Below are 2712 nucleotides of genomic sequence, written 5' to 3' on the forward strand. Positions count from 1 at the left end.
GCCTCAGGTGAGGAAAAAAAGACTGGCCTGGGCACCTTTGGCGGTGTCTATACCCCCTCAATCCTGACAATTTTGGGGGTGATCATGTACCTGCGCTTCGGCTGGGTGGTGGGCAATGTAGGGCTGCTGGGCAGTCTGATCATCGTCACCCTGGCCTGTAGCATTACCTTTTTGACGGCCCTTTCGATTAGCGCGATCGCCACCGATCGCGTTGTGCGCGTGGGCGGTGCCTACCACATGATCAGCCGCTCGCTCGGCATTGAAACCGGCGGTGCGGTGGGCATTCCCCTCTACTTTGCCCAGGCTCTATCGGTGGCGCTTTACACCATTGGCTTTGCCGAGAGCGTTGTCAGTGCCTTTGGCTTTCTTGACCAGCTCTACGTAGCGCTAATTGTCACGGTGCTGGTGGCGGTGCTGGCGATCACCTCAGCTGAGTTTGCGGTCAAAGCGCAGTACGTGATCATGGCGGCGATCGCGCTGTCGCTCATATCGTTGGCCTTTGGCTCGCCGCTCTCAAATACCCAGGTCGAAATGTGGGGCGTTGCCGACGGAGAGCCCTTCTGGCAGGTATTTGCGGTCTTTTTCCCGGCGGTGACAGGCATTATGGCCGGGGTCAACATGTCGGGCGATCTCAAAAATCCGAGCAAGTCGATTCCGAAGGGCACCCTGGCGGCGGTAGGCACCGGCTATGTGATCTACATGATCCTGCCGGTAGTGCTGGCCTCTCGGGCCGATGCCGCCACCCTGGTCTCTGACCCGCTGGTGATGCGGCGGATCGCCTTTTGGGGACCGGCCATTTTGCTGGGGGTGTGGGGGGCCACTCTCTCTAGCGCGATCGGCAGCATTTTAGGAGCACCTCGGGTGCTGCAGGCCCTGGCTCGCGATGGGGTGCTGCCCAACTGGATGAGTTTTTTGGGTAAGGGCAGCGGTGCCAACGACGAGCCTCGCCTGGGTACCGCCGTCACCCTGGGCATTGTGATCGCAGCGGTGTGCATTGGCGATCTCAACCTGATTGCCCCGGTGCTGACTATGTTCTTTCTTACCACCTATCTGGTGCTCAACGTCTCGGCTGGCATTGAAGGGTTTTTAAATAGCCCCTCGTTTCGACCGTTGTTTAGGGTGCACTGGTCGCTTTCGGCGCTGGGGGCGCTGGGCTGCCTGGGAGTGATGTTTTTGATTAACCCGATCGCCACGCTGCTGGCTGGGTTCGTGGTGGCGGGCATCTTTTTCTGGCTAGAGCGACGCGAGCTGCAAACCGCCTGGGGAGATGCCCGGCGGGGCATTTGGATGCTGCTGCTGCGTACCAGTCTGTTTCAGCTGGGCAACAGCCCCGACGCCAAAAACTGGCGACCCAATTTCTTGGTGCTGTCGGGCTCCCCTATGCAGCGCTGGGGCCTGATTGAATTTGCCAATGCCCTCAGCCACAACCGGGGCCTGTTTACGGTCGCCAGTATTTTGCCGTCCGGCTCCCGACAGGTGGCTCAGCAAAAAGACATGGAAGTGACGATCAACAACTACCTACTCAAGCGGGGGGTGCAGGCGTTGGTGCGGGTGCTCACGGCCCCCGACCCCTATGAGGGCACCGAACGGCTGGTCGAGATCTACGGCCTGGGCCAGGTAGTGCCCGATACGGTGCTGATGGGCAACAGCGAAAACCTTGAAAGCCGCGATCGCTACTGTGCTCTAGTTACCCGCCTGCACCAGGCCGAGCGCAATGTCGTCCTCTTTCGCGAGGCCGAGACCACCCAGCGATCGCCCCGCCGGTCCTCTCGCCAGATTGATGTGTGGTGGGGTGGCCTCAACGACAACGGCAGCCTGATGTTGATTTTGGCTGACTTGCTGCGATCGGATGTGGAGTGGCGCGGGGCAAATCTTTGCCTCAAGCTAGTTGTGCCCGATCAGGCGGCGGCGGAGCAAGCCCGCGAAAACCTCGATCGCCTGACCGACGAACTGAGAATTCGGGCCGAGCCCAGCGTACTGGTGGCGAACGGGCGACCCTTTGAAGACATTCTGCGGGAGTCTTCTAGCCATGCCGATCGCATCTTTATTGGTATGGCCCTGCCCGATCACGACTTTCCGAGCTATTACGAACGGCTGCAAACTCGCGTGGCGGCGTTGCCCACGACGGTATTTGTGTTGGCCGCACCCCGGTTTAAGTTCACCCAGGTGCTGGCAGAAGATTAGCAATAGTTACTGATTGAAACTGACTGACTCGACGCCTAGGGAAAGAGTCTATGTTTCTCGCCTAGCAGGCGATCGTATTCGTACTTAATGGTGTGGAAACACTCGCAAGCACAGGTTTCTAAGCCGTCTAAATCAAGAATGTCAATGTGGCCTCGGTGGTAGTGAATCAGGCCTTTTTCCTGAAGTTTTTGCGCTGTTTGTGTCACGCTAGGGCGGCGCACCCCTAGCATATCGGCAAGAAATTCTTGAGTGAGCTTGAAATGGGAATGGTCAGTGCGGTCATTGACCTCGAGTAGCCAACGGGCCAACCGTTGATCCACGTTGTGCAGACTGTTGCAGGCCGTCGTTTGCGACACTTGGGCCTTGGTGGTGCAGAAAAGTCCTGAAAGGGTTGTTGTGAAAGGAGTCCCAAATGAGACAGGGTAGATGGGAAGGGGCATTTCATGAGAGGCTTGAATTCCCCAACTCAAGGCCAGTCTCATGGAAACACCCCTCTTGTATCGTCAACTGCAAGACCAATTGAGTCAA

At 58.0% G+C, this 2712-nt stretch carries 2 protein-coding genes; one reads left to right on the forward strand and one right to left on the reverse strand.

Annotated elements, in window-relative coordinates:
* The coding region (locus IQ273_RS32315; RefSeq protein ID WP_194027173.1) for an amino acid permease at window positions 1-2184 on the forward strand (2184 nt) is incomplete at its 5' end.
* A gap of 35 nt (window positions 2185-2219) precedes the next feature.
* On the opposite strand, the gene IQ273_RS32320 is transcribed toward IQ273_RS32315, so the two are convergent.
* Complete coding sequence (locus IQ273_RS32320) at window positions 2220-2540, reverse strand: helix-turn-helix domain-containing protein (protein WP_313898329.1); 321 nt, start codon at window positions 2538-2540, stop codon at window positions 2220-2222.
* Between the last annotated feature and the right edge of the window lie 172 nt (window positions 2541-2712).

Source organism: Nodosilinea sp. LEGE 07298, from assembly GCF_015207265.1.
Classification (GTDB): domain Bacteria; phylum Cyanobacteriota; class Cyanobacteriia; order Phormidesmidales; family Phormidesmidaceae; genus Nodosilinea.